Below are 21,336 nucleotides of genomic sequence, written 5' to 3'. Positions count from 1 at the left end.
CTATCGTGGAGCGTAAAGCGGTCGTTGTGGGTGCAACGGGGCTTGTCGGGGGTTATGTTGTACGGGAGCTGCTGGTGCAAAAGGAATACAGCCGCGTCATGGTTGTGGGCAGACGTGCGCTGGAAATCAAGCATCCCAAGCTGGAGCAGGCACTCATCGACTGGGAGCAGCCGCAGGAAGCGGCATCCGCCTTCGAGGGGGTTGGTGATGTTTTTTGCTGCCTCGGGACGACGATGAAAAAGGCTGGCTCCAAGGAGCAGTTTCGTCAGGTGGATCTGGACTATCCGGTTCTGACCGCCCGGTTGGGCAAAGAGGCCGGTGCGGTGCAGATGCTCGCCATCTCCTCGATGGGGGCGGACCCGGATTCGCGCGTGTTTTACAATCGTACAAAGGGAGAGGCTGAGGAGGCGCTTGCCGCTATTGGATTGCCTGCGTTGCATTTGTTTCGTCCGTCGCTGATTTTGGGCACGAGGCCGGAACGTCGTTTTGGCGAAGCCGCTGCTGCTGTCGTCATGAAGGCACTGGATGGCGTGATGACAGGCAAACTGGCTTCCTACCGCGCCATCCCGGCTTCGGTGATCGCGCGGGCTATGGTACGAATCGCTCTCGCGCATGCGAGCGGTGTACATATTTATCCGAATGATATCATTCGCGTCATCGGAGCTGAGCTGACACCCGGTGAGGATGAACCCGAAACAAAAACGGGTGCCGATAAAAATGTGTAAAATTAAAGCACAACCATAACAGGGTACCTTGGGGGGCCTGTTATGCGGTAATCCATTCATGCGTAATAGTGGCTTTGGACTTCCCGTGCTATAATACGGAGAACCAGTATCAGGAAGGAGCATCCAACCCATATGAAAAAAACAATTGCTACTGAAAAAGCGCCTGGCGCTATCGGACCCTATAGCCAGGCTGTAGAGGCGGGTGGTTTTATTTACACTTCAGGACAGCTTGGACTGAATCCGGCAACAGGTGAGTTCGGTAAAGATGTACAGGAGCAGGCTCGTCTGTCCTTGAGCAACGTACAAGCTATTCTGGAAGCAGCTGGAAGCAGCCTGAACCAAGTCGTGAAAGCGACCGTATTCCTGAAAGATATGAACGACTTTGTCAGCGTAAATGAAGTATACAGCTCTTTCTTCGAGCAACCGTATCCGGCTCGTAGTGCGGTGGAGGTAGCTCGTCTGCCGAAGGATGCACTGGTGGAGATTGAAGTTATCGCCTTGAAGGGCGAATAGGCTAAGGAATACAAAAGAACTTCCAAAATCCACACTTGATGTGGAAATGGAAGTTCTTTTATGCGTGTGGTATATGTGATTCCTTTAGTCCCGGTCCCGGTTACGGGCAAAGAACAGCCAAAGCGAGTACACCAGGATGATTGCGGCCAGAATGAATGCAGCCAGCCGCACGTTTTCATTGTCCGGATGCTTGATGGCGATGGCGATGGCGACATAAGCCCACACGAACACAAGTGGATAAATGCTGTCACGATATGGAAAGCTGACCATGATAGCAAGCACGGTGCCAATGAACAGGACGATGACCGCCCATGTGGTATCGCTGAGTCCCCAGCCGTTCCACTCGTTCTTTTCCAGTGCCACCGTGATGTTGATGATGGTAGCGACGGATACCCAGCCAAGGTTCAGACTGAACGGCAGCTTGACGAACCACATTTCCCCGAGGGTTGGTTGCGGCGTACGAGTACGCACATATACGACAGCCAGAGAGAGCAAGTACAGGATAATGACGATCACACACAACTCTACATATACATACTGCCACAAAAAAATCCAGATCATGTTGAAGATACAGCTTAAAATAAAGAAAAAACCGTTAGACTGAACGCTCGTCTTGGTTTGTCCTGCCGATGTGGCCTGATACACAACAAAGCAGGCAAGCAGCAAGTAGATAACCGACCAGATGGAAAAGGCATAACCCGCAGGTGTCAGCAGGGTAGGATACATATTGGATACGGCAGCAGTGCTTCTTCCGCCGATGGGAAGTGTGGAAGCCAGAATGTTAACAACGATGACAGCAATAAATGCAATGGTATTCCACCACTTGAATGGATGGGTTCGTGACATAGGGGCATCTCCTTCTCTATAAATGATGAACCGTGGAATGACCGACTGGTCACCATCTTTTACTATGAATATACCCACTTTTCTACCAAATATGTCCTTGCCGGGAAAAGTTTCATGCTACAAATATTTTATTAAAAGGTGTATGTATATGATGTCATATGTAGTCCAATGATAAAAATTTTAACCACTAGAAGTAAGGAGACAAGAGGGATGAATGGTTTGGAAAAAGCGGGAAAGTTCGTAGGAGGAACCTTTTCGATCTGGGTACTTTTATTTGCATGTCTGGGATTTTTCTATCCTGCGGCGTTTACAGGACTGAAAGGATACATACAGCTATTCCTTGGCATCGTGATGTTCGGTATGGGGATGACGCTGTCCTCGGCTGATTTTCGTGAAGTATTCCGGCGTCCGGTTGATGTGGCTATTGGTGTAGTCGGGCATTATCTGATCATGCCGTTTTTGGCTTTTGCGTTAGCGCTGGTATTGCAGCTACCGCCAGATATTGCTGTTGGTGTTATTTTGGTAGGGTGTTGCCCAAGCGGCACCGCGTCCAACGTGATGACCCTTTTATCAAAAGGCGACGTGGCGCTGGGAGTATCCATTGCTTCGGTGTCGACGCTGATCGCGCCACTGGCAACCCCGGCCATGATCAGCCTGCTTGCTGGACGGTGGATGAATATTGATGCAAAGTCGCTAATTATGGATATTCTCGTCGTGGTTATTGTACCGATTGTGCTAGGGGTTATCGTCAAATCGCTGTTCCGTAAACAGGCTGAAGCAAGTGTCAAGGCACTGCCGCTCGTATCGACGCTGGCTATTGTGCTGATCGTGGCTATTGTAGTCGCAGGCAGCAGAGGCAAGATTTTGGAAACCGGCCCGATTATTTTTGCTGTGGTGATTTTGCATAACGGCATCGGGTTCCTGCTCGGTTATTGGTTTGCCAAGCTGTTCGGAATGAATCTGTCTAAACGCAAAGCCGTTACACTGGAAACAGGGATGCAAAATTCCGGGTTGGGCGCTGCGCTGGCAGCGGCTCATTTTAATCCGATTGCCGCTGTGCCGAGTGCAATTTTCAGCGTGTGGCACAATATTTCCGGCTCGCTTCTTGCGACCTGGTTTTCCCGTCGGGAAGAAAAGGACAGCACAGCAGGGAGATAGCTAAAATGCTGTCAGGCACTTGGAATTGTACAGGCTCACCGAATGGTTTAGGGAGGATCAGAAGGGTTTTATTTGACTTTATATGAGCGGATCATTATACTGTGGTTATTATAACCACTGTATTTAAGTAAGCAATATTACACATGCTTCATAAGAGTAAAGTTGCCTTGAATTCGTTTTCGGCATCATGGTAACAGCCCATATTCGTTTTGATCTGACTTACATTAAAGGAGAGAGTACCGAAATGAATCCGAAATATAAACCGTTATTTGAAGCTTTTACTCTGCCATCCGGCGTTACGTTGAAAAACCGTATTACGATGGCACCGATGACCAACTTTGCGTCTCATGAAAATGGTGCGGTCAGTGACGAGGAGTTGGCTTACTACCGTGAACGTTCCGGCGGTGTAGGTGCGGTCATTACCGCTTGCGTGTACGTGACTCCAGATGGTAAAGGCTTTGTAAATGAGTTTGGTGCGGACAAGGATGAAATGATTCCGAGCCTGCGCCGTCTAGCTGACACGATTCATCAGGAGGGCGCAAAAGCGATTCTGCAAATTTATCATGGCGGTCGTTCGTGCCCACCGGATCAAATACCGGACGGACAGCCGATCAGCGCAAGCGCGGTTGCTGAGGAAAAAGAAGGCGCACCTGTTCCGCGTGAAATGACCACCGATGATATTCACCGCGTTATCCGTGCCTATGGCGAAGCTACTCGCCGCGCGATTGAAGCGGGCTATGACGGTGTGGAGCTTCACGGAGCGAATGGATATCTGGTACAGCAGTTCTTCTCTCCGCATTCCAATCTTCGTACCGATGAGTGGGGAGGCAGCCTTGAGAAGCGTTTGACCTTCCCGCTGGCGATTGTTCATGAAGTGAAGAAAGTGATCGCAGAGTATGCGAAGCAGCCTTTCATTTTTGGATATCGCTTGTCTCCCGAAGAAGGAACCACGCCGGGCATTACAATAGACGATACGTTGGTACTCGTTGACCGCTTGGCAGATCAAGGTCTGGATTACCTGCACATTTCCGTCAATCATTTCTTCGGCGGGTCCATTCGTGATCGTAGTGCAGAACAATCCCGTACCGTTATCATTCATGAAAAGGTGGGCGACCGTGTGCCTGTCATGGGCGTTGGCTCGCTGAATACGCCTGACGAAGCTCTCGGCGCACTGGAGACAGGTGTACCGCTGGTTTCACTGGGACGTCCGCTTTTGATGGAACCGCAATGGGTTCAGAAGGTGCAACACGGTACTGAAGATACGATCCGCACGACATTGTCCAAGCAAGCTCAACAGGAGCTGGTCATTCCGGACTACCTGTGGGGTGCGTTGACGACGATGCCTGGCTGGATGCCTGTTACGGACTAAATCTCGAATGAAATGGATGAGGATACCCTGGGTTGCTTTCATGCACCTGGGGTATTTTTCTGCCCTGTAAATACATGCATACGAAAAACAGAGAAAGAAGGGAAATGACAATGTTAAATGAATCCAATGGCGCAAGTTTGATCACTTCCACCCATCCGGGGCTACAGATTCGGCTTTTACAAGTAAGTGATGCAGAACGATTATTAGAGATTAGACGCGAAAATTTTGATTTTCTTAAGCCATTTGAGCCGGAACGGCCTGAAATTTACTTTACGCTGGAGGAACAGGCCCGCCTGATCTCCATTGGCCTTGAGGCTGCTCAAGCCGGGCAGGGATATACGTTTGGACTTTTTTTGCCGGAAAATGATAAACTGATCGGCAGAATGGAGCTATCGGGCGTAGCCAGAGGCCCTTTTCAAAATGCGAATCTGGGATACTTCGTAGATCCTGCACATCACGGACAAGGCTACGCCACCTCAGCAGTAAAGGATGTTGTACGTTACGCCATCAATGAATTGGGATTGCACCGTATACAGGCCGGGGTTATGCCGAGAAATACGCCATCCAATCGAGTGATGGAAAAGGCCGGATTTCGCCGGGAAGGGCTGGCTATAAACTATTTGAAGATTAATGGTGTCTGGGAAGATCATGTGCTGTATGCGTTAACGGCTGAGGATCTACAGAATGTCGTTTTCTGAACTCGCCGGGCGTGATGCCCTCCAGTTTTTTGAATACCTTGCCAAAATATTTTTCGTCCTGATAACCAACCATACCGGCAATATGATGAAGGCGTAGCTTGTCGTTTAACAGCAGCAGCTTCGCTTTGTCCATCCTGATCCGACATAGATACTCGGACAGATTAACGCCGTATTCCTGCTTGAATTTACGAGAGATATATTCCCGACTGAGGTAAAAACGGCTCGCCATATCCTGTAGGGAAATGTCCTCATCGTAATGAGCGTCCAGATAGCGGGCGATATCACGGATAACAGGATTGCTTGGGCTATGGCTTGGTGTAAGGGCCTGCCCGGCTGCAAGCAGTCGGTTTTCAACCTGCTTCTGCCATAGGGGCAGGGATAGCAAGCCCCGGTTGTCGATCGGCAGGGCAGGGATGGAGCTGTGCTCGTCTGCCAGTTCCTCGCCTGCGGCATCTCCGGGTCTGTCATTCAGCCAGCGAGCCAGCATCCAGTCCAGCTCCTGATTCCAGCCGACTAGTTGCTCTGCCGTAACCGAAGGTAGCTCGGCTACGGCTGCTATCCAGCCTCCTGCCGCCGCAGCTATACGACTGGCGTTGCAGCTAAGCGCACTAAGCCGCAGCTCCTCCTCCATCTCGGGAAGCTGGGGAAGACGTACGGCTTGCCGTGCAAGAGAGCTATGGTGCAGCCAGTCGGCGGCTTGCAGCACATCCCGTTTCCACAATGCTTGCCGCGCTTCCTGGTAGGCTGTGGCCGCCGCCACGGGAAAGGCACCGAAAGAGCCAATTCCAATATGCATATAGCACCGCAACGCCGTTCTTATCCCTGTGTGTATATCCTGCAAGAGCAGCGGCCAGCGGGACGGTTCGCCCCAATACAGCAGAATAATTTCGTCCATACGCTCCAGATGGCGGAACGCAATCCCGGTCTGGGAATTCCCGAGAAACTCGTTGCAGATGTTAATCAGGGAAAAGCCCAGAAGCGTGTGCCGCGTTTTGTATTTGTCCAGTATATCGGCATCCAGTTGAGTGGTGCTCATCACCGCTGCATTGCACATATGAATAGCCGCAGGAAGATGCAGTTCCTCTCGTAAAGGCGTGATGGAAAGATGGGTATTCGCCGTGCCGGACACCAGCTCGGTCAGGAGCTTGTCGGCATAGTGCGGCCTCATCCGGTTCACCTCAATGGCCTGCATCGTGTGTCTGTTCCGGTCTTGCTCCGCTGTCTGCCAGGCTTGAGTGGCTTTGGTTAAAGCCTCGTTAATCTCCACCGGGTCCACAGGCTTGAGAATATAGTCCATGCCTCCCCGACGGATGACCTGCCGGACCAGCTCAAAATCGTCATAGCCGCTGACCACCACGACTCTGGTCGCGGGGGAATTCACCTGAATCCACTCCATCAGGGCCACCCCGTCCTTGCCTGGCATCCGCATATCCGTGAGTACAACAGGTGGTGAAAAGGCGGTGATGACCTCAATCGCCTGATCGCCCGACTCAGCTTCAATGACCTCAGTCACGCCACAAGCTTCCCAATGTACAAGCATTCGAATGGCATGGCGCACATGCTTTTCATCATCCACAATCAGCACTTTCATGACAGGTCACTCTCCCTTAATATGAATTTCGGTATGAGCTTCGGTACGAATTTCGAGAGTATAACGAACGCCATGAGGCAGAATATTGTCTACATACAGGGTATTAGAGCCATCCTCGGAGTGAAGCTGGATGCGCAGCAGCACATTACGGAGTCCGATGGAATCCGACTCGCCAGTGTTCGGTTCCTCACAGGTTTTCAGTGGACGTTTCAGCATATGCTGGAGCTGCTCCAACTCAGCCTGCGGAATGGAAGTTCCGTTATTTTCCACTGTTATCTTCACGATTCCTTCCCGAATCCGGCAGCCTGCAATTCGAATCTCACCATGTCCCAGCCGCGGATCAGCACCGTGTTTAAAGTAATTTTCCACTAATGGCTGGAGAATCATTTTGGGCACTTGATCATCCAGGACCCCATCATCCCACTGGTAAGTAACCTCTAATTGCTCGCCAAAGCGTTCTTTTTGCAAATCGAGATATTGCTTTACGTGCTCGGCTTCTTCCTTGAGTGTAACGACTGTATGATCCCGCATGTTATAGCGCAGCATTTTGGCAAGGGAAGAGAGCAGAGAATAGATTCGCGGCACCTCATGCTGTAGAGCCAGCGTTCCGATAGATTGTAGCGTATTGTATAAAAAATGAGGATTAATCTGTGCTTGAAGCGCTTTCAGTTGATGTGTCTTGTTCGCCAGTTCGAGCTTGTATTCCCGTAAAATGAGGTTGTTGATGGTATCCATCATCTGTCTGAAACGGCGTGACAGCACTCCGATCTCATCATTGCTCATGGCCCGGATGTCTACATCCAGTTGACCGGACTGAATCTGGTTTATGTAGCGGGTCAGTCGCTTGATGGGCTCTGTGATTTTGATGGAAATCCACAAGGTGGCGACAATGACGAGCAGCAATGCAGCGCCTGTAATGACTGCATTGATCTGGGTCAGGCGGGTGGCTCGTAAATAAAGCGTGCGATTAGGAATTTTCTTAACGAGCGTCCAGCCTGACAGGCTGGCATCCAGCTTGCCGTACACCTGCAATGCCGTATCGTCTTCAATAACACCGTGCTCGCCTTCTTTAGAAATTCGATTAAGTAGGCCGGATTCCTTCCAGTGTGTTCCAATCGCCTCTTCCTGTCCACTATATATGATCGTTCCGTTCCGGTCGACCAGAAACAGCTCCTCTGTATCTGCATCGTACAATTGACGGCAAATGCTGCGCAGCGGCTCCAAACGAACATCCATAGCAAGTACCCCAAGCGTCTCTGAGGAAGGAATGTTCCGAATCGCCCGATGGAGTGTAAATACCTGCCGCTGTGTGTCGTGCTCCGCATAGGAAACCGCCGAAAAGCCGTACAAATGCTCCGTATGTGAAGGCTGGATGAACAATCCGGAAGAACCGTAATGAATAGAGCCGGGAAAGGGGGCGAGCCGGAATTCCCGTAGAGGGACCGTGCTGGTAATCAGCGTAGATTGCCTGGCCTCAAAAGAGTGCAAATACACCTGGTCGATGCCTGACGAAGCATTCATCATCGTTTGCAGCGTGGTGTAAATTTCGGCGACGGCCCGGTAATCATCCGGAATTTTAGCCAGGTTGCGCAGGAAATGAGGATCATTATAGACTCCAATGGACGCGCGGTTCAATCCCTGTAAATAGTTATCCAGATTCGTAATTCCCTGAAAAATAAGCCGTTCATTTTCTTGTGTGGCCTGCTCTCGCAAGGATTGCTTGGTAAGAATGAAGGTCATGGTCATCGACAGCAGCAGCGGCAGGGTGACCGCAATGAGCAAAAACCAGATCAAGCGGGAACGAATGCTATGGAATTTCATGCGGATAGCTCCTTTCACGATTCAAGGCAAGCAGGAGGTCAATATTTTCCCCCTGAATGGTTCACGATCTTGCGTGTTCTCCAGAGCGCTTATTCGACATAATGAACATGTGAACCGCAAATCGTATGGTCAAAGCGTCCATGCTGCTTGATGAGGAAGCCGTAAGGAGCGCTCCAGACACTAACAGACAACAAAGGGGGGATCGGCTTGAACCGTGCCAAATCGTCGCAATGGCTCCAGCAATGGATTTTCGTAGGGCCGTCGACGTTATTTTTCGTTATCATTATTGTAATCCCTTTCATGCTGGGAATGTACTATTCTTTTACTGAGTGGAATGGAGTTGCTAACCAGGCGAAGTGGGTCGGATTGGATAATTTCAGTCACATTTTACTGGATGATGACAAGTTTAGGACAGCGTTCTGGTTTACGGTCCGTTTTACGGTGATTGGAGTGGTGGCTGCAAATATGATTGGTTTTCTGCTGGCGTATTTTTTAACCAAGCCGCTGAAAACAAAAAATGTGCTGAGGACTATTTTTTTTATGCCCAATGTGATTGGAGGGCTGTTGCTGGGATTTATCTGGCAGTTTATTTTCGTCAAAGGATTTGCAGCGATCGGAGAGAGTACGAGCTTGTCCTTCTTCAATCTGCCCTGGCTGGGAGATGAGATCACGGCTTTCTGGGGTATAGTGATCGTATTTATCTGGCAAACCGCCGGATATTTGATGGTCATTTACATTTCTTCCCTGACCAATGTGCCACGGGATATGCTGGAGGCAGCCGAAATTGACGGAGCGAGCCGGATGCAAATATTGCGGTCGATTATTCTTCCTTTGATCATGCCTGCCGTTACGGTATGTCTTTTCCTGGCGATATCATGGTCATTCAAAATGTTCGATCTCAATTTGTCACTGACCAAAGGGGGCCCCTTCGGTTCCACGGAGTCGGTCGCACTTAATATTTACAACGAAGCCTTTGTGAATAATCGTTATGGGCTGGGAACGGCCAAAGCACTCATATTCTTTATCATTGTTGCGCTTGTTACGAGCCTTCAGGTGCGTTTGACGAAAAGCCGGGAGGTGGAGGCGTAAATGGAAACGAGCAAGCGTTACCGTGCCGGAACATGGGTGACCGAGCTGGTCATGATTCTCGTCGCTTTGGTATTCCTCGTTCCGTTTTATTTTTTATTCGTCAATTCGGTCAAAAGCTTTGGTGATCTGCTCACCGATTCGGCGGCCTGGCCGCAAACGTTTGTATGGAGTAACTATGCCAGAGCATGGAGCATCACGCGTTTTCCCGAGGCCTTATGGAATTCACTCGTGGTTACGGTGGTCAGTAATCTGTCGCTCGCACTGATCAGCTCGATGGCTGCTTACCGGATGGTCCGGCATCCGACGCGTTATAACCGGGTGTTGTTCACCCTGTTCGTAGCTGCCATGGTCATTCCTTTTCAATCCGTGATGATTCCTTTGGTCAAGGTGGTCAGTACACTGGGTTTAATGAACAGCATCGGTGGTCTGGTTATCTGTTATTTGGGATTCGGGGCGCCTATGTCCATCTTTCTCTTTCACGGGTTTGTTAAAGGCGTACCGGTTGAGGTGGAGGAGGCGGCTACGGTAGACGGCTGTACGCCTTACGGTGTGTTTTTCCGCATTGTATATCCGTTGATGCTGCCGATGATGGTAACGGTTATTATTTTGAATACGCTCTGGATTTGGAATGACTATCTGCTGCCTTCTCTTGTGCTGCAAAAGGCGGAGCTGCGAACGATTCCAATTGCGACCTATGCCTTTTTCGGGCAATACACCAAGCAGTGGGATTTGGCATTGCCTGCACTGGTACTAGGCATCTTGCCAGTGATCGTATTCTTTCTGGCCATGCAAAAATATATTATTCAAGGTATTATGGCTGGCTCAGTCAAGGGCTGAGTGTGGGATGAACTGAAAATGCACACGGTGTGCCACTCCGTAAACGGATGGTGCTTACCATCGCTGTTGCCTCCAGATTCCCCTGAATAAACGAATAAAGGTGGGAATCTAGAGACAAAGGCGAGCGCTATCGCTTGTTCAGCACCATTCCGTTTGCTCCGTTTCCATATGAATTTTTCGAGTTCATCTTATTTGAAATTTAATATAGAAGGGAACATGAAAATGAAAACGCATACTTTTAAAAGAAAAGCCCAAGCTCTGATTCTGCTTCTCGCTGCTTTTGCACTTGTTCTGGCAGGTTGTAACAGTAGCGGCGGTGAACAAAGTGCAGGAAAAGAGGAAGCCAAGGAAAAGACGATTCATATTTTTCAGTTCAAAGTGGAAATTGCAGAAGCACTCAATCGCATGAAGGCGGAATATGAAGCGTCCCATCCGGGAATCAAGCTCGATATTCAGACAGTGGGCGGAGGTAGCGACTATGGGGCTGCCTTGAAGGCGAAGTTTGCCTCCGGGGAGCAACCGGATATTTTTAACGTAGGAGGCTACCGGGAGCTGGATACGTGGCTGGAGTATTTGGAGGACCTGTCTGACCAGCCTTGGGTCGGTGACGTGGTCGATGTCGCCAAGGAGCCCATGAGCAAGGACGGCAAGCTGTACGGTCAGCCGATGAATCTGGAGGGCTACGGCTTTATTTATAACAAGGATTTATTCAAGAAAGCGGGCATTACCGAGACACCCAAAACGCTGTCCGAGCTGGAAGGGGCTGCCCAAAAGCTCCAAGCCGCAGGCATTACCCCTTTTTCTAATGGATATCAGGAGTTTTGGGTGCTGGGGAATCATTTGCTGAACGTGGCATTTGCCAATCAACCGGACCCTTCAGTTTTCGTGAAAGGGCTGAATGATGGAACAGCGAAAATCCCGGGCAACGCTGTATTCGCCGAGTGGATCAAGCTGTTCGATCTGACGCTCAAGTATGGCAGTTCCAAGCCGCTGACGACTGATTACAATACTCAGGTAACGAATTTTGCTACTGGCAAGGCAGCCATGATGCAGCAAGGGAACTGGACCCAGGTACAAATTGACGGGATTAATCCAAAGCTGAATCTGGGTATTCTGCCTATGCCGATTGGTGAAGACGCCGCAGCCGGAGATAAGCTGTTTGTAGGAGTCGCCAACAACTGGGTAGTTAACAAAAATTCATCTGTCAAAGCCGAGGCGAAGGAGTTTTTAAACTGGATGGTGACATCCGAGCAGGGTAAAAAATATATTACCAAGGAATTCAAATTCATTCCGGCGTTCAAGAGCATCAAAGGGTCAGAGGCCGATATGGGCCAATTGGGTGCCGAAGTGGTGAAATACAGTCAGGAAAACAAGCTGCTGGGCTGGTTCTTTAGCCGCTATCCTGAAGGAGCGCAGCAGGAATTCGGCAGTCAGATGCAAGCCTATGTGGCGGGTAAATCAGATGCCGGGAAGCTGTTGGAGGATTTCCAGAGCACGTGGGATAATTTGAAGACCAAATAATGAACAAAAGCACGCGATAAAGCCTTCATATTTCAGGGAGATTGCATGATCCTGAAATATGAAGGCTTTTCTGTAAACAGAGTTATATATGATAATGAAGCATAACGATATCCCCGCGACGTTCTATTTCTTTGAGTTCAAACGTACTTGGCGGTGTTCCTTCCGGAAATAATGGTATTCCTTGTCCGAGCACCTTGGGAATGACCGCAATGATAGCCTCCTCCAGCAGTCCCTCTCGCATGAAGGCCTGAACTAACTGGCCTCCACCCACTAGCCATACTGCACCTTCCGATTGTTCTTGTAGATGCGGAACAAGCTCAGACAGAGCTTCGTCTGTAAACGTAACATGCGGTGCTTGCTGATGCTTCGTTAATGACCGGGTGAGTACATAACACGGCTTGCTTGCATAAAGGAAATCATCTGAAAGCTTCAATACCTCCTCATACGTTAACCTGCCCATCAGCACCGTGCCTACGGTGTCGTAAAAGTCGGCATATCCATTGTCCCCGCCATCCCCTTTGACATCAAATAGCCAGTCCACCGAGCCATCCGGCAGCGCTATATACCCGTCGAGACTCATGGCAATATACAGCACGACTTTGTTGCGAGGCTTTGTATCCTTCATCATTCATCACTCCTTTCTATCTCCTATGTTACAATGTATTTATGACATATCATGTCGTAGTTAAATTGCGTACCCGATTGAATTTTTAATAAAAGGAGTCCCTGATGAACGAACGCCGAATTGCCCTTATGAGGATACTGGATTCCCGAAAAAAATATACGGCACGTGAGCTTGCCGAGCGTTTTGACGTTTCCGTCAGGACGATACAAAGAGATCTCGACTATTTGCAGCAGACTGGGTTACCCCTTTATACCGAAACTGGCCCTCATGGCGGGTACCGGGCGCTTCCCAATCGACTTCTTCCGCCTCTTCATCTTGCCCGCGACGAGGCCCTCGGTCTTTTTCTCATGCTGCAACTGCTGGAAGACATTCCGGATATTCCTTTTGGATCGGTTCGTGGGCATGTATCCGAGCAATATTATGCCGAGCTTCCACAGGATGTGCAGGATAGCATTGATCAATTGAAGGACTATATCTCTTTTCGCATGATGCCTACTCACGCAGAGTCGCCCTACACCTCGCTCATTTTGGAGGCTGCGTTGAATAAGCGACAGGTGAAGATGCATTACCGCTCCGCTTCCGGGGAAAAGTGGACTGAAGTATATCCGGTTGGGCTATATTTTGATCACGGATATTGGTACATGCCAGCGCATAGCAAAGACCGGATTATCCTGTACCGTTCAGATCGGGTAATCGCAATGACCATGCTGGAACAAACCTTACCCAGCCTTCCCACACTTCGGGAATGGATGGCTTCGGATGATTCTCGTACGGGAATTCCGTCAAAAATAAAGTTTACCGCGTTTGGTGCCCGGCTGGCGGAATCAGATCCCCTCTTCCAGAATGTCTCCCATCTGGAATGGCAGGGATATATTCCGTTCGAAGAATTTAAATATGTATCCAGACTCCTGCTAAAGTATGGGCCAGAGGCCGAGGTCATATATCCGGAAGAGCTGCGTATGCGAGTCAAGCAACTGCTTCAAGATAGCCTAAATCCTTATCTGAAGGATGCTCAAGCAGATGATGAAGAAAAAAGACTTGATCCTATAGATTGAGTCTCTTTTGTATAGTTAATCACATGAATATTTAAGGTTATTAACTTATGAGTTTCCATTTATTTTTGCGATAAAGTTTTGAAAAGAGCCCATTTTCGTATATGATGAAGAGTAATAATTCAAAAGGCTGGACGGGAGACAGATATGAATCAACCGCTTTATGGAATATGGCTCGGAGATGTGTTTTTTTGCTTTTCTGGTGAGACGTCGGAACCACGTATTGATGCGTGGAGCAGTGTGGTCCGCAGGCTGACGCTGAAGGGAGACCTTCGGCCGTTTCGGCAGGCTGCGTTGCGTCTTGCTGAGGTGCGGATACCGAACACCGCTCGTGTGGAAGTCGCAGGCAGAGGAGGCAAAAGACGCTCCATGCTGGGGCGCACGCTGGAGGGCTTGGCGCTGGAACCGCGCGAAACGCTGGCCCTGCTGACCCGTATGGACGAGAAGGGCTGTGCCGCGTCGGGCATTACGCTGGGAGAGGAAATGCAATATTGGCAAAAAGCCGCTTATTTTGCGCTGGAACTGATGCAGCGAGGCGAAATTGCGCCATCGCTTACAGAGGCGCGTCCATCGGGACCGCGCCGTCGTGGCCCGGAGGCGGCGGTTGGGGTGTGGATTCCCCGGCTGCGTCTGGAAGAGGACGTTCGCCGCTTTCATGAGCTGGCTTCGGCGATGCCTGCCGTCTGCATGGCGGCTCCCGCCGTCTTCGCGGGCAAGGAGCCGGAAACACGGGAGGACGCAGCGGGGATCGTGCTCTATTCCTTCCTGTGTGCGGTCATCCATGCGGAAACGACTGCGGTACTGGCAGCCTCAGACCGTGAGCTGAGCAGATATCGCGCAGAGTATCGGCGCGGGAGATCGCCGCTGGCAGAACTGTGGTGGAACAGTCTGCTAACAGGTTCCCGTCCGGTTGCGATACAGGGAACGCCTGCCGAGATGGAGGAGCTGGTCCTCCAGGCGGCCTCTCTCGAAGGAAGCGCAATGCCAGTCACGGAACGGAAGGATCAGGAGCCGATCGAAGGGCAGGTTCGTCTGTGTCTTCGTCTGGAGCCTTCACTGGAAGAGAATGTGAAGGAATGGCGTATTACCTTTTGGGCCGAAAGCGATGCCGAGCCGGGGTTGCGACTGCCTGCTTTGGCGCTGTGGGCGCATCCCGAGCGCGATCTGGTGCGTGGAACCATCGTGTATCGCCAAGTGCAGGCACAACTGCTGCTGCTGCTTGGACAGGCGGCCGAAGCGGCGCCGATACTGCAAGAAGCGTTAAATCGCCCTTATCCCGAGGGCCTCACGCTGGAGCCAGAGCTGTTTTTTCGCTTCCTGACGGAAGCCGTGCCCGCTCTGCAAAAGAACGGCACCACCGTGCAAATGCCTTCACGCTGGAGCCGGGAGGGCCGCCGCCGCGCAGGCCTGCGGCTCAAAATGCGTTCGGCGGAGCGCGGCGCACCGCCGGAAGGCTTGATTGCCGACACATCGACGGTTGGCATTAACCGTATGATTTCCTTTGATGCCGAGGCTGTTCTGGGCGATACGACCTTGACGGTGGAGGAATTGGAAAGCATCGTCGCGGCCAATTTGCCGTATGTACGTTTGGGAGGCGAATGGATTGAGGTCGATCCGAAGGAAATACGTCAGGTGCTGCGTTTTATCAAGCGCGGCGAAGACGGGGAAATGACCTTGTCCGAGTGGATGCATCTGGCCGCGGAAAATGAAGGTGCAGGCGAGGCCTCATGGAAGGGCCTGTCCATCTTCGGTGCGGAATCCGCCGGGTTGCTGGCCTCTCTGGTTGAGGGCGGCGTGCTTCGTTCTGTGGAGCCGCGCCCTGTACCGAAGACGCTGCATGGCGCATTACGTCCTTATCAGGAGCGCGGCTTCCAATGGCTGGCTGCCATGCGCGGGCTGGGCTTCGGCGTCTGCCTTGCAGACGACATGGGGCTCGGTAAAACAATTCAGGTGATTACCTGCCTGCTCGATGGCGGCATCGGGGCCGCGGATCAGCGTCCAGCGCTGATCGTCTGTCCGACCTCGCTGCTTGGTAACTGGCAGCGGGAGTTGAAGCGTTTTTCGCCGGATTTGTCACTTTATATTCATCACGGCAACCAGCGACTTCACGGGGAGGTATTTCAAGAAAGCGTCCGCGAATATGATATCGTCCTCACGACCTACCATTTGGCGGGCCGGGACGGCAGTGATTTATCTGCGGTCTATTGGTCCTCTATCGTGCTGGATGAGGCGCAATATATTAAAAATGCACGGACAAAGCAGGCTCAGAGTGTGATGAAGCTGTCGGCACCGCATCGGATTGCCATGACGGGCACTCCGGTGGAGAATCGGCTGAGTGAGCTGTGGTCCATTTTTCAATTTTTGAATCCGGGTTATCTCGGCACTTCTTCTTCGTTCCGCCAGCGCTACAGTATGGCGGGAGAGGAAAGAGGGGCCGCGCTCCGCGAGCTGTATCGTCTCGTCTCGCCGTTCATGCTGCGTCGACTCAAAAGCGACCCGGATATACGCAAGGATTTGCCGGAGAAGCTGGAACTGAAATCGTATTGTGTGCTGACACCGGAGCAGGCTGGATTGTATCGCGGCGTGGTGGATCAACTCATGGGGACACTAGACGGGCAGATCGGTATCGCCCGCAAGGGGCTTGTCCTGTCTTCGCTGACCAAGCTGAAGCAAATTTGTGACCATCCGGGTCTGATCATTCCGGGCCGCGCTGACACAGGAAAAACCGAAAATTCGGGGAAAATGGAACGGCTGCTGGAGCTGGTGGAAACTATTCGGGAGAATGGAGAATCCGCTCTGATTTTCACCCAATATGTGTCTATGGGAGAGCTGCTGGTAGCACGGCTGGCCCGGATTTTCGGGGAAGAACCGTATTTCCTGCATGGGGGGCTGGCGAAAACCAGACGGGACGAAATCGTCCACAATTTCCAGCAGGGGGAAGGGCCGAATATATTTGTGCTTTCCTTGCGGGCAGGCGGCGTCGGCTTGAATCTGACGCGTGCCAGTCATGTTATTCACTATGACCGCTGGTGGAATCCTGCGGTGGAAAATCAGGCGACGGACCGAGTATTCCGCATTGGTCAAAGCCGCAACGTGCAGGTGCATAAACTGATTTGCCAAGGTACGCTGGAGGAACGGATTGACGAGCTGATCGAGAGCAAAAAGGCGCTTTCCGAGCAGGTTGTCGGCTCTGGTGAGCATTGGCTGACGGAAATGTCTGACGATGAATTGCGCGGTCTGATTGCACTGCAAAATGATATATGGATTGAGTAAGCACAGAAAGGATGAAGACAATGACAAGGCCGAGTGTGAAGCTACGGGTAACTGACGGTCAATGGGAGGCGGATGTAGAGGGGTACGGAACGGAAAACGATTCGGCGACTGCTCAGGCTGTCCGATGGACTGGCTCCGTGCCTGTATTGAGCCCGGAACAGCGAACGGCGTGGCTGGAGCAGCTAAAGGCGGAGCCTTGGGACATTTACCGTTTTATGCAGGGGGAAGCCTGCCCCTCGCTGGATGAAGTCGTTCAGGCAGCAGCCGATACGGCTACATCCAGCCTGGAGGACGGCGTTGGTGCCGCCGAAGAAGCCAGGAAGGCTCTTCAGGCCGGGGTGGAAAGCGATCCGCTACTCGGTCTGGAGCTGATCGGCATGAAGCGCGAAGCGCTGCTGGAATTCGTATTCAGCGCTTGGGCAGGTGAACTGTCCCATGTGCAGGGGGCATCTCCCGCGCTTGAGCCGACCTCGCGGTCAGAGGGCGCACGTAGCGGATCGGTGGCGATCAGCGAATGGATTGCTGAATCTGCCGCCGAAGGAGCATTGCACCGTCCAGGCGCGGGCTTTCATGCCATTGAGATTCGCCTGCCGCAGAAGCCTGCTCCAGTGAATGAAGCGGATATTACGGCATTGCTGCCGGGACTGCCCCGTGCAAAAGAGGCGCTGAAGCTCATACGTGAGCGTGTAGCTGAACGCGCCCGGGCCACAATTCCGCAAAAACGTCATACTCCGTAATAATTAGGGGCTATCCTTTCTTTTTCGCGCCTATTCAGCTTCGTCGAACCGGATACAGCTTCGAAGAGTGTCGAAAATTCAGTTACAATAGGGGAACGAAAACTATAGCAAGCCATGCATCAAATGTAATATTGGAGGAGATACCCGTATGAAACAACATATGCAACAGAAACGAACCTCTCAGCACTGGACCAAGGCGCTTATCCCGGGACTGATTCTGCCGGGGCTGTTGTTGGCGGCCTGCCAACAGGGAGGTTCGGGCGGACAGGAAAGCCAGCCGCTGAAATCATCCCCGACGACGCAGGAGAGCGTGCAGCCTGCTACCCAGTCGAATGCGAGCAATAGTAGCACTGAATCGGGTACTGGACAAGCCCCGGCGGGTACAGGAAGCGAACAGGCAGATCCCGTGATGGCGCTGCGAAGCGAGAGTGCGTTGCAAGCCACGGTGGAGGAAGATGGCGGTACGGCCATCGTCACTAACGCGACGTCTGATACAGTCGTGGTGAACAAAAAGCGCAGCTTGCCTGTAGGCTATGCCCCGGATGATCTGGTGGAGCCGAAGGTGCCTTTTTCCTTCGAAGGTCCACATGAGAAGCGGCATATGCGTAAGGAAGCAGCAGAAGCGCTGGAGAAGCTGTTCGACGGTGCGAAGAAGGACGGCATTGAGCTGCGTGCTGTATCGGGATACCGTTCCTATAAGCGTCAGGTTTCCATTTTTAACAACAATGTGAAGACAAAGGGGCAGGAATACGCCTCTAAAGTCAGTGCTGTACCGGGTACAAGCGAGCACCAGACAGGATTGGCGATTGATGTGTCCAGTCCAAGCGTAGGCAATGTGCTGGAGCAATCCTTCGGAGCCTCCAAGGAAGGCGAGTGGCTGGAGCAGCATGCGCCGGAATACGGATTTATTATTCGTTATATGAAGGACAAGGAAGATGTGACCGGCTATGTATACGAGCCTTGGCATATTCGCTATGTGGGAACAGACCTCGCGGAGGATGTAGCAAAGCAGGGGATGACGCTGGAGGAATATTTTGATGAGAAGAATATCAAGCTGTAGTAGCTGAGAACAAAGCCGTAATCCCGGGGATTGCGGCTTTTTGGTGTGTTTTTCTTCCAAAATGAACCTTTTCACGATAGAATCTCGTATAGTGAACGACGACAGCAGCGCTTTGATTCGTAACGCAAACAGCCTCATCACAGAAGCGTACAGGAAGGGAAGGGAATCATCATTTATTATTCATTAACGTATCGCGAATGGTCGGAAGACAGTCAAAAGGAACTGCGTAGCCTGATACGGGAATCCGTGTCGGGAGATGAGCTGTTTCTGCGCAAGCTTGTAGATGCCACAAGGCTCGACGGCAGATTGTGGGCGCATATCTCGAATGAGAGCGAGGATCATACAGAACATTCCGTGTATGTGACCGAGTTTACAGGAGAAGGTGCGAAGCCTTACGGTGCGTCGATCACGGACCTCGTGCTGGCAGGTGAGGGTGGCTATACTTCCTCGTTTAGCGCGTTTTACTGGGAATGGCATGAACCTGCGTTTCGCAGGATGGAACAACGGGAAGGCTCGGTATTTACCCTGGAGCTGGCTCAACGCTTGCTCGACCATTATACGGTGCTGGGCGGTAAAACGTATGAGTTTATTTATTCGGTACTGGACGCGCAGCTGAAAAAGGTGCATCTGTTTGTGAAGGAGGTTGACCTGTGATGGAGCACTCTTGGGAGCAAATGAAATCCAGACCCGGCTCTCGTACACGGATGGCGGCCTTTGCCCTGATGCTGGCTGTACCAGCCGCTCTGACGGGTTGCGGTGACGATGAGTATTATGACTGCGATGAGCTTCCCGTATCGGAGCAGACAGCGTGCCGGGATTCTGGCAGCAGCGGTTATTCCTATGGCGGCTCGACTTATTATTATGGAACATCCTCCTATAACAGCAACCATTCTTCCAGCTCTTACCGCAAGAACAAGTCCTCCAGCTCGTACAGCGGTTTTGGCAGCAGCGGCTCGCGTAGCGGATCTTATTCCGGTGGCTAAGATGAATATGCGTACCATTCAGCAACTGCCTTATGAGCATGACGAGCTTTTTAAAGGTGAAATCAGTCACAGGATTCCGTACCATCGCATGTATGGCAAACCCTATTGCCTGCCTGCGCTAACGCTTTATCAGGAAACAGAGCTGGCAGAGCTTCAGAATGCATCTGAGGCGGTACATAGCATTTATCGCAAGGTTCAGCAATTCGTCCAGCGTTATATGCCGGATGAGTATCTGGTGGAACGGCTGGGTATTCATCCGGGTCTGCTGCGTGCTGCGCGTATGGAGGCTGCGCCGGACGGTATTACCCGTCAGGACTGGATTGTGAGTGAAGCAGGTATCAAGTGTATTGAGAACAACACCGATACCCCCACTGGAATTCCCGAGGTGGCCTACCTCGAAGGAAAGCTGCTGGAGCTGTTGAGAGGATTGAAAGCATCCGGGGACGATACTGCTGTGCTATATGGACCGTCGACTGGTATGGATGAGGCGATCCAGTCCGCGATGACGGATTTGATTCATTTTTATAGCGGCAAAGGATTAGGGATGAAGGTCTATTTCACCTGCTATGACTGGCATATCGAGGATCAGACGAACACGAAATACATTATGCGTATGTGTGAACAAGCCGGGTTTGAAGTGGCATATGCGCCTTTGGAAGAATTGGAGATTGTACCGCACGAAGGATTGTACCATCGGGGAGAGCAGATACACATTCTCTATCGCCTGTATCCACTGGAATATCTGATTGAAGACCGTGAGGACGATACAGGGCTGGAGGTGGGGCAGGCGCTGATGGATATGGTGGCGGACGGGAAAATAGGACTGATCAATCCGCCGCAGCATATCATTACCCAGAGCAAGGGATTCACCGCTACCATATGGTCACTGTATGAGCGCAATGAGCAGACGCCCGAGTTCTGCGGGTTCCGTCTGTTCGACGACCGGGAGCTGGAGATCATACGAACCTACCTGCTGCCCACGTATTTTGAACCATCGGTGTTTATGCAGACAGGAGAGCCTTATGTAGCCAAGGGCATATGGGGACGGGAGGGCAAAGGGACGCACCTGATCGAGCATATCAAAACCGAAGTGGAAATGGCGGATGCCAGAGTCATAGTAGAGGTTGAAGAAGCTCCAGAGCAGGAGGAGGCCGCACGTATTGCCGCCTATTACGAAGCTCAGCCCAAGATTTATCAGCAGCTATGGCCGATGCAGGACGCGGAGGTGCAGACCGAAGAAGGACTGTATCGCGGCTACGTGCTGACAGGCGTATTCGTGATTGGCGGACGTTTTGCGGGCATTCTGCCCCGAATTGGGGAAAAGGTGACTGGCGATATGGCCTATTATTGCGCCGCCGCCGTTCCCGCCGCATCTCCTAATCCGCTCGCTGGCTCTTAGCTTTTTCACGTGATTAACAGTTATTCGAACATATCTATT

The 21,336-nt window shown here is 51.5% G+C and carries 19 protein-coding genes; 15 read left to right on the top strand and 4 right to left on the bottom strand.

The genetic code is table 11. The annotated features are described in order from the left end of the window. The first annotated feature begins 5 nt into the window (after window positions 1-5). Both ACQ4MX_RS11720 and ACQ4MX_RS11715 read left to right on the top strand, forming a co-directional pair. A complete protein-coding gene (locus ACQ4MX_RS11720) occupies window positions 6-725 on the top strand; it encodes an NAD(P)H-binding protein (RefSeq protein WP_431090729.1) in 720 nt (239 codons plus the stop codon). 132 nt (window positions 726-857) lie between these two features. Further along, window positions 858-1,238 (top strand): RidA family protein, encoded by a 381-nt coding sequence (locus ACQ4MX_RS11715; RefSeq protein WP_014279543.1) that lies wholly within the window; start codon window positions 858-860, stop codon window positions 1,236-1,238. Window positions 1,239-1,322: 84 nt separating this feature from the next. Here ACQ4MX_RS11715 and ACQ4MX_RS11710 read toward each other — a convergent pair whose 3' ends face one another. Beyond that, window positions 1,323-2,084 carry a tryptophan-rich sensory protein gene (locus ACQ4MX_RS11710; RefSeq protein ID WP_431090727.1) on the bottom strand — a complete coding sequence of 254 codons (762 nt, stop codon included), beginning with the start codon at window positions 2,082-2,084 and terminating at the stop codon, window positions 1,323-1,325. A gap of 210 nt (window positions 2,085-2,294) precedes the next feature. Between ACQ4MX_RS11710 and ACQ4MX_RS11705 the strand changes: the two genes are divergently transcribed. From ACQ4MX_RS11705 to ACQ4MX_RS11695, 3 genes are all read left to right on the top strand, one after another. Then, window positions 2,295-3,242 (top strand): bile acid:sodium symporter family protein, encoded by a 948-nt coding sequence (locus ACQ4MX_RS11705; protein WP_431090726.1) that lies wholly within the window; start codon window positions 2,295-2,297, stop codon window positions 3,240-3,242. A gap of 244 nt (window positions 3,243-3,486) precedes the next feature. Next, a complete protein-coding gene (locus tag ACQ4MX_RS11700) occupies window positions 3,487-4,611 on the top strand; it encodes an NADH-dependent flavin oxidoreductase (RefSeq protein ID WP_431090724.1) in 1,125 nt (374 codons plus the stop codon). A gap of 110 nt (window positions 4,612-4,721) precedes the next feature. After that, window positions 4,722-5,309 carry a GNAT family N-acetyltransferase gene (locus ACQ4MX_RS11695; RefSeq protein ID WP_431090723.1) on the top strand — a complete coding sequence of 196 codons (588 nt, stop codon included), beginning with the start codon at window positions 4,722-4,724 and terminating at the stop codon, window positions 5,307-5,309. Here the strand turns inward: ACQ4MX_RS11695 and ACQ4MX_RS11690 are convergent. Then, window positions 5,239-6,900 carry a response regulator gene (locus ACQ4MX_RS11690; RefSeq protein WP_431090721.1) on the bottom strand — a complete coding sequence of 554 codons (1,662 nt, stop codon included), beginning with the start codon at window positions 6,898-6,900 and terminating at the stop codon, window positions 5,239-5,241. The genes ACQ4MX_RS11695 and ACQ4MX_RS11690 overlap by 71 nt on opposite strands. Before the next feature lie 6 nt (window positions 6,901-6,906). Then, the gene (locus ACQ4MX_RS11685) at window positions 6,907-8,721 is read right to left on the bottom strand and encodes a sensor histidine kinase (protein ID WP_431090720.1); all 1,815 of its coding nucleotides are present in this window, start codon (window positions 8,719-8,721) and stop codon (window positions 6,907-6,909) included. 207 nt (window positions 8,722-8,928) lie between these two features. Here ACQ4MX_RS11685 and ACQ4MX_RS11680 point away from each other — a divergent pair, with 207 nt between their 5' ends. The 3 genes from ACQ4MX_RS11680 to ACQ4MX_RS11670 all read left to right on the top strand — a co-directional run bounded on the left by ACQ4MX_RS11680 (window position 8,929) and on the right by ACQ4MX_RS11670 (window position 12,168). Next, a complete protein-coding gene (locus tag ACQ4MX_RS11680) occupies window positions 8,929-9,810 on the top strand; it encodes a carbohydrate ABC transporter permease (RefSeq protein ID WP_431090718.1) in 882 nt (293 codons plus the stop codon). Further along, the gene (locus tag ACQ4MX_RS11675; RefSeq protein WP_431090716.1) at window positions 9,811-10,647 is read left to right on the top strand and encodes a carbohydrate ABC transporter permease; all 837 of its coding nucleotides are present in this window, start codon (window positions 9,811-9,813) and stop codon (window positions 10,645-10,647) included. Window positions 10,648-10,869: 222 nt separating this feature from the next. Beyond that, window positions 10,870-12,168 carry an ABC transporter substrate-binding protein gene (locus tag ACQ4MX_RS11670; protein ID WP_431090715.1) on the top strand — a complete coding sequence of 433 codons (1,299 nt, stop codon included), beginning with the start codon at window positions 10,870-10,872 and terminating at the stop codon, window positions 12,166-12,168. Window positions 12,169-12,250: 82 nt separating this feature from the next. Here ACQ4MX_RS11670 and ACQ4MX_RS11665 read toward each other — a convergent pair whose 3' ends face one another. After that, on the bottom strand, window positions 12,251-12,793 hold the full coding sequence (locus ACQ4MX_RS11665; RefSeq protein ID WP_431091311.1) for a dihydrofolate reductase family protein: 543 nt from the start codon (window positions 12,791-12,793) through the stop codon (window positions 12,251-12,253). Between the two features lie 104 nt (window positions 12,794-12,897). On the opposite strand from ACQ4MX_RS11665, the gene ACQ4MX_RS11660 reads away from it, so the two are divergent. The 7 genes from ACQ4MX_RS11660 (at window position 12,898) to ACQ4MX_RS11630 (ending at window position 21,297) form a co-directional block, all read left to right on the top strand. Beyond that, entirely contained in the window at window positions 12,898-13,848 is a 951-nt protein-coding gene (locus ACQ4MX_RS11660; RefSeq protein WP_431090713.1) for a helix-turn-helix transcriptional regulator, read from the top strand. Window positions 13,849-13,992: 144 nt separating this feature from the next. Further along, window positions 13,993-17,118, top strand: coding sequence for a DEAD/DEAH box helicase (locus tag ACQ4MX_RS11655; protein WP_431090712.1), 3,126 nt, complete (start codon window positions 13,993-13,995; stop codon window positions 17,116-17,118). A gap of 20 nt (window positions 17,119-17,138) precedes the next feature. Then, window positions 17,139-17,855, top strand: a complete 717-nt coding sequence (locus tag ACQ4MX_RS11650; protein ID WP_431090710.1) for a phosphoribosylglycinamide synthetase — start codon at window positions 17,139-17,141, stop codon at window positions 17,853-17,855. A 148-nt stretch (window positions 17,856-18,003) separates the two neighbouring features. Further along, window positions 18,004-18,915 (top strand): M15 family metallopeptidase, encoded by a 912-nt coding sequence (locus tag ACQ4MX_RS11645; protein ID WP_431090708.1) that lies wholly within the window; start codon window positions 18,004-18,006, stop codon window positions 18,913-18,915. Window positions 18,916-19,161: 246 nt separating this feature from the next. Next, window positions 19,162-19,569: a hypothetical protein gene (locus ACQ4MX_RS11640; protein WP_431090707.1), complete on the top strand. Its 408-nt coding sequence runs from the start codon at window positions 19,162-19,164 to the stop codon at window positions 19,567-19,569. Beyond that, window positions 19,569-19,898, top strand: coding sequence for a hypothetical protein (locus ACQ4MX_RS11635; protein WP_431090705.1), 330 nt, complete (start codon window positions 19,569-19,571; stop codon window positions 19,896-19,898). The genes ACQ4MX_RS11640 and ACQ4MX_RS11635 overlap by 1 nt, the downstream gene beginning before the upstream one ends. Before the next feature lies 1 nt (window position 19,899). Further along, window positions 19,900-21,297 carry a glutathionylspermidine synthase family protein gene (locus ACQ4MX_RS11630; RefSeq protein WP_431091310.1) on the top strand — a complete coding sequence of 466 codons (1,398 nt, stop codon included), beginning with the start codon at window positions 19,900-19,902 and terminating at the stop codon, window positions 21,295-21,297. Window positions 21,298-21,336: the final 39 nt, after the last annotated feature.

The sequence above is a fragment of the Paenibacillus sp. 8b26 genome (assembly GCF_050626875.1).
In the GTDB taxonomy this organism is placed as follows: Bacteria; Bacillota; Bacilli; order Paenibacillales; family Paenibacillaceae; genus Paenibacillus.
The sequence above is the reverse complement of the archived record's forward strand: the minus strand, read 5'-3'. Positions and strand labels throughout refer to the sequence as shown.

What these genes read in the sequence shown, in the direction of transcription:
- ACQ4MX_RS11695 (WP_431090723.1), top strand. Translation starts at nt 4,722, where the DNA reads ATGTTAAATGAATCCAATGGCGCAAGTTTGATCACTTCCACCCATCCG.
- ACQ4MX_RS11650 (WP_431090710.1), top strand. Translation starts at nt 17,139, where the DNA reads ATGACAAGGCCGAGTGTGAAGCTACGGGTAACTGACGGTCAATGGGAG.
- ACQ4MX_RS11635 (WP_431090705.1), top strand. Translation starts at nt 19,569, where the DNA reads ATGGAGCACTCTTGGGAGCAAATGAAATCCAGACCCGGCTCTCGTACA.
- ACQ4MX_RS11715 (WP_014279543.1), top strand. Translation starts at nt 858, where the DNA reads ATGAAAAAAACAATTGCTACTGAAAAAGCGCCTGGCGCTATCGGACCC.
- ACQ4MX_RS11665 (WP_431091311.1), bottom strand. Translation starts at nt 12,793, where the DNA reads ATGAAGGATACAAAGCCTCGCAACAAAGTCGTGCTGTATATTGCCATG.
- ACQ4MX_RS11710 (WP_431090727.1), bottom strand. Translation starts at nt 2,084, where the DNA reads ATGTCACGAACCCATCCATTCAAGTGGTGGAATACCATTGCATTTATT.
- ACQ4MX_RS11660 (WP_431090713.1), top strand. Translation starts at nt 12,898, where the DNA reads ATGAACGAACGCCGAATTGCCCTTATGAGGATACTGGATTCCCGAAAA.
- ACQ4MX_RS11700 (WP_431090724.1), top strand. Translation starts at nt 3,487, where the DNA reads ATGAATCCGAAATATAAACCGTTATTTGAAGCTTTTACTCTGCCATCC.
- ACQ4MX_RS11685 (WP_431090720.1), bottom strand. Translation starts at nt 8,721, where the DNA reads ATGAAATTCCATAGCATTCGTTCCCGCTTGATCTGGTTTTTGCTCATT.
- ACQ4MX_RS11690 (WP_431090721.1), bottom strand. Translation starts at nt 6,900, where the DNA reads ATGAAAGTGCTGATTGTGGATGATGAAAAGCATGTGCGCCATGCCATT.
- ACQ4MX_RS11630 (WP_431091310.1), top strand. Translation starts at nt 19,900, where the DNA reads ATGAATATGCGTACCATTCAGCAACTGCCTTATGAGCATGACGAGCTT.
- ACQ4MX_RS11645 (WP_431090708.1), top strand. Translation starts at nt 18,004, where the DNA reads ATGAAACAACATATGCAACAGAAACGAACCTCTCAGCACTGGACCAAG.
- ACQ4MX_RS11705 (WP_431090726.1), top strand. Translation starts at nt 2,295, where the DNA reads ATGAATGGTTTGGAAAAAGCGGGAAAGTTCGTAGGAGGAACCTTTTCG.
- ACQ4MX_RS11670 (WP_431090715.1), top strand. Translation starts at nt 10,870, where the DNA reads ATGAAAACGCATACTTTTAAAAGAAAAGCCCAAGCTCTGATTCTGCTT.
- ACQ4MX_RS11655 (WP_431090712.1), top strand. Translation starts at nt 13,993, where the DNA reads ATGAATCAACCGCTTTATGGAATATGGCTCGGAGATGTGTTTTTTTGC.
- ACQ4MX_RS11675 (WP_431090716.1), top strand. Translation starts at nt 9,811, where the DNA reads ATGGAAACGAGCAAGCGTTACCGTGCCGGAACATGGGTGACCGAGCTG.